The 4,127-nt window shown below is 73.4% G+C and carries 5 protein-coding genes; 4 read left to right on the top strand and 1 reads right to left on the bottom strand.

Annotated features, from left to right (window positions below):
* The 4 genes from ACRDTB_RS37525 to ACRDTB_RS37540 form a co-directional block, all read left to right on the top strand.
* The coding region (locus tag ACRDTB_RS37525; protein ID WP_431437018.1) for an MFS transporter at positions 1 to 1,278 on the top strand (1,278 nt) is incomplete at its 5' end.
* An 18-nt stretch (positions 1,279 to 1,296) separates the two neighbouring features.
* Positions 1,297 to 2,187 (top strand): ABC transporter ATP-binding protein, encoded by an 891-nt coding sequence (locus ACRDTB_RS37530; RefSeq protein ID WP_431437019.1) that lies wholly within the window; start codon positions 1,297 to 1,299, stop codon positions 2,185 to 2,187.
* Positions 2,184 to 2,786, top strand: coding sequence for a UbiX family flavin prenyltransferase (locus ACRDTB_RS37535; protein ID WP_431437020.1), 603 nt, complete (start codon positions 2,184 to 2,186; stop codon positions 2,784 to 2,786). Before ACRDTB_RS37530 ends, ACRDTB_RS37535 begins: the two co-directional genes overlap by 4 nt.
* A gap of 17 nt (positions 2,787 to 2,803) precedes the next feature.
* Positions 2,804 to 3,280, top strand: a complete 477-nt coding sequence (locus tag ACRDTB_RS37540) for a hypothetical protein (protein WP_431437021.1) — start codon at positions 2,804 to 2,806, stop codon at positions 3,278 to 3,280.
* On the opposite strand, the gene ACRDTB_RS37545 is transcribed toward ACRDTB_RS37540, so the two are convergent.
* Positions 3,261 to 4,127 (bottom strand): FAD binding domain-containing protein (locus ACRDTB_RS37545; protein ID WP_431437022.1); only part of this gene is annotated, 867 nt, incomplete at its 5' end. The two genes, ACRDTB_RS37540 and ACRDTB_RS37545, sit on opposite strands and share 20 nt — an antisense overlap.

Genomic DNA, 4,127 nt, shown 5'->3' on the forward strand with positions numbered 1-4,127 from the left:
GTCACCGAGCCGGCCGGCGCCGGCTCGGTCACCGACACGGTCACAGCCGCCCCGGCCGCCACCGGCTCGGCCGACCCGCCCCGGCTGGTGCGCGCGCTGGTCGTGGATCCGCGGTTCGGGCCGTTCTTCTGGGGCAGCCTGGTGTCGAACACCGGCACCTGGCTGCAGTCGATGAGCGCCGTGCTGCTGATCTTCGAGCTGACCGGGTCGGCGACCGCGGTGGGCGGGGTGACCGTGGCGCAGTACGGCGGCTACGTGCTCCTGGCGCCGATCGCGGGCCAGCTCGCCGACCGGTTCGAGCGGCGGCGGCTGCTGATCGTGATGCAGTCGGTCGGCCTGCTCGGCGCGGTGTGGCTCGTCGTGGTGGTCGCGGACGACAGCTACGGGATCCTGCCGATCTACGCCGGAGTGGCGGTGACCGGTTGCGCGCAGGCGTTGAGCGTGCCGCTGATCCACGCGCTCGTGCCGTCCCTCGTGCCGCGCGCCGACCTGCCCGGGGCGGTGGCGCTGCAGTCGCTGACCTACAACTTCTCCCGCGCGGTCGGCCCGGCCCTCGGCGCCGGGACGCTGGTGGCGGCCGGCCCGGTGGTGACGTTCGGCGCCAACGCCGGCAGCTACGTGGCGATGCTGATCGGTCTGCTGTGCACGAGGCCGCGCACCCGCCCGGCGCTGCGCCGCACCGCGGCCACCGCGTCGGTGGTGCGGTACCTGCGCGAGCACTGGCCGGTGGCGGCCCGGCTGCTCATGGTGGGCGCGGTCGGGTTCGCGATCGACGCGGTGAACGTATTGTCCGCACCGGTCGCGCACGCGCTCGGCGTCGGCGACGCGTCTGTTGGCGTGCTCGTGTCGGCGTTCGGGATCGGCGGCGCGGTGATGATCGTGCTGGCGGTGTCGGTGATCCGCCGGATCGGCGACGGGCCGGCCACCGTCGTCGGGTTCGGCGTGCTCGCGGCCGCGCTCGTGGTGTTCGGTAACGTGCCGAGCTTTCCGGTGGTCGTCGTCGGGCTCGTGCTGGGCGGCGCGGGCTTCGTGCTCGGCCAGACGGCGCTGACCACCTCGATCCAGCGGGCCGTGCCCGAGGCCGTCCGGGGTCGGGTTCTCGCGTTGTGGGCGGTGCTGTTCCTCGGCATCCGGCCGCTCGCCGCCGTGGTCGACGGCGGACTCGCGGACCTGGTCGGGGTCGGCGGTGCGGTGCTGGTGCCGGTGGCGCTGCTGGTGGCCGGCCTCGTCGTGGTGAGCACTCGCCGGGCGGCGTTGACGGCGCGGGCCGCGGGATAGGAGACGAAGGAGAGACAGATGGTCGACAACGACGTGCAGCTGAGCCTGAACGGCATCGGCAAGCAGTTCCGCCGCCAGACGAACGGCCGGCGCCGCGGCCGGGCCGCCGAATCGGCGTCCTCAGTGGACGGTCCACCGGTGCCGGTGCTCGTCGACGTGACCTTCGACGTGCACGGGCAGGAGTTCGTCGCGGTGATCGGGCCGAGCGGGTGCGGCAAGACGACCCTTATCAAGATCATCCACGGCCTGCTGCCGGCGGAGCACGGCGTGGTGGAGCTCAACGGTGAGCCGGTCACCAAGCCGTCCTTCGCGTGCGGGCTGGTGTTCCAGCATGCCGGCCTGCTGCCGTGGCGGACCGCGCAGCGCAACGTCGAGTTCGGACTGGAGACCAAGGGCGTCGGCCGGGCGGAGCGGACCAGGGTGGCCGCCGAGCACCTGGACCTGGTCGGGCTGGCCGGCTTCGAGCACTACTACCCGCACCAGCTCTCCGGCGGCATGCAGCAGCGCGTCGGTCTCGCCCGGGCGCTGGCCCGCGGTCCGGACGTGCTGCTGATGGACGAGCCCTTCGGCGCGCTCGACGCGCAGACCAGGGAGCGGATGCAGGAGGAGCTGCTGAAGATCAACGAGTCGACCAGGAAGACGGTCCTGTTCGTCACCCACGACCTCGACGAGGCGGTGTACCTGGCCGACCGGGTGGTCGTGCTCGCCGCGCGCCCGGGACGGGTCCGGGAGATCGTGGACATCGACCTGCCCCGGCCCCGCCCGCCGGCCGCGGACACCAAGAGCATGGCCGAGTTCGTCGAGAAGCGGCGGCTGATCTGGACGCTGATCAACAGCTCGGAGGAACCGGTCGGCACCGCCGGCTCGGTCGGCTCGGCGGGCTCCGTCGGCTCGGAGGCGAGCGCATGACGGCCAACCGGATCGTCATCGGCATGACCGGGGCCACCGGCGCGATCTACGGGGTGCGGCTGCTGGAGGTGCTCGCCGGCAGCCGGTTCGAGACGCACCTGGTCGCGTCGGAGTGGGCGCGCAAGACCATCGCGATCGAGACCGGCCGCCGGCCCGAGGACGTCTTCGCGCTGGCGCACCGCACCTACCGGGTGGAGAACCAGGCGGCGGCGATCTCCAGCGGCTCGTTCCTCACCGCGGGCATGGTCATCGCCCCGTGCAGCATGAAGACCCTGGCCGCGATCGCGAACGGGCTGGCCGACAACCTGGTGGCGCGCGCCGCCGACGTGGTGCTCAAGGAGCAGCGCAAGCTCGTGCTGCTGGTTCGCGAGTCCCCGCTCAACGCCGTCCACCTGGAGAACATGCTGAAGCTGGCCCGGCTGGGCGTGATGATCGTCCCCCCGGTGCCGGCCTTCTACGCCAAGCCGCGCGACCTGGACGACATGGTGGACCACACCGTCGGCCGGGTGCTCGACCTGTTCGGCGTCGAGCACGCGCTGGTCCGCCGCTGGGGCGGCGACAGCCTGCTCGAGCGGCCGCTCGACGGTCACGTGCAGTAGGAAAGGGGGACGACCGCGTGTCACGGGTGGTGGGGGAGGAGATCCCGGAGGTCGTGGCGGCCACGTTCGACGGCGCCGACCTGGCGGGCAAGCTGGGCCTGGGGTTCGTGCTGGTCACCGTCGACCCGGACGGACTGGTCCGGCCGTGCATGGTCAGCGCGGGCGAGCTGCTGGTGCTGGACTCGCGCACGATCCGGCTCGGGCTGTGGTCGGGCAGCTCGACGTCACGCAACCTGGCCGCCGGCTCGCCCGTGCTGTTCTGTCACGTCGCCGCGGGGGCGGTGTACTACCTGCGCGGCCGCGCGCGGACGCTGCGCGCGGACCCCGCGGCCGGGCTGGACTGCTTCGAGCTGCGGGTCGAGCGGGTGGAAACCGACAGCCACGAGGGCCTGCCGGTCACCAGCGGCATCACGTTCACCGTGGTCGACCCCGACCCGCCCGCGGTGCTCGCCATGTGGGAGCGCCAGCTGGACGTCATCCGCTCCGCGGAGTGACCTGCTGAGTGGCCTGTGCGAGGGTCCGCTCCGTGATCTGCTCGGTGGCCTGCTCCAGCAGTCCGGCCGCCGCGTCGAGCTTCCATGCGTTGCCGGGCAACGGATGGGCGTGCCGGTCGAGGTCCGCGTCGAAGGCCCGGCGCACCTCGGCGACGGTCGGCGTGGTGCCGCGCAGCGCCGCTTCGGCCGCGCGTGCCCGCCACGGCGTCGGTGCGAGCGCGCCGGCCACGATCCGCACGTCGGTCCAGTGCCCGTCCGCGGCGAGGTCGACCGCGAGGGCCACCGACGCGGTGGCGAAGTCCCCGGTGTAGAGCGCGAGCTTGGTGAACGCGGCCCGCCGGTCCAGCGTCGCGGGCGGGATCTCGACCGCGCTCACCAGCTCGTCGGTGCGTACGACGGTCTCGCCGGGCCCGGTGTAGAAGCCGCCCGCCGGCACCACCCGGGTACCGCGCGGCCCGGTGATCTCCACGGTCGCGTCCAGCGCCACCAGTACGGTGGCGAGGTCGGACGGCGTGACGGCCTGGCAGCGGTGGGCGTCGATCGCGGCGTGCTGGAAGCGGTGGTCGCCCAGCACGGCGTAGCAGGGGCTGGTCGGGCCGTTGCGCTTGTAGCAGGCGAAGCCGTTGCGGAAGAACCAGCAGCGCTTGGCCTGGACCAGGTTGCCGGCGACCGTCGCGGCGTTGCGGATCTGTGGCGAGGCGATGGTCCGGACCGCATCCCGCAGCGCGGCCGGCACGTCGGGGTGCTCGGCCAGCTCGGCGAGGGTCACCGCCGCGCCAACGCGCAGGCCCGAGCCGGTGCGCTCCAGCCGGCGCAGCCCGCGCACGGCGGCCACGGACACCAGCAC

Source organism: Actinophytocola sp. (genome assembly GCF_050699935.1).
Classification (GTDB): domain Bacteria; phylum Actinomycetota; class Actinomycetes; order Mycobacteriales; family Pseudonocardiaceae; genus Actinophytocola.

Excerpts from the sequence above, each read along its gene's own strand:
- ACRDTB_RS37530 (WP_431437019.1), top strand. The coding sequence starts at position 1,297 with ATGGTCGACAACGACGTGCAGCTGAGCCTGAACGGCATCGGCAAGCAG.
- ACRDTB_RS37535 (WP_431437020.1), top strand. The coding sequence starts at position 2,184 with ATGACGGCCAACCGGATCGTCATCGGCATGACCGGGGCCACCGGCGCG.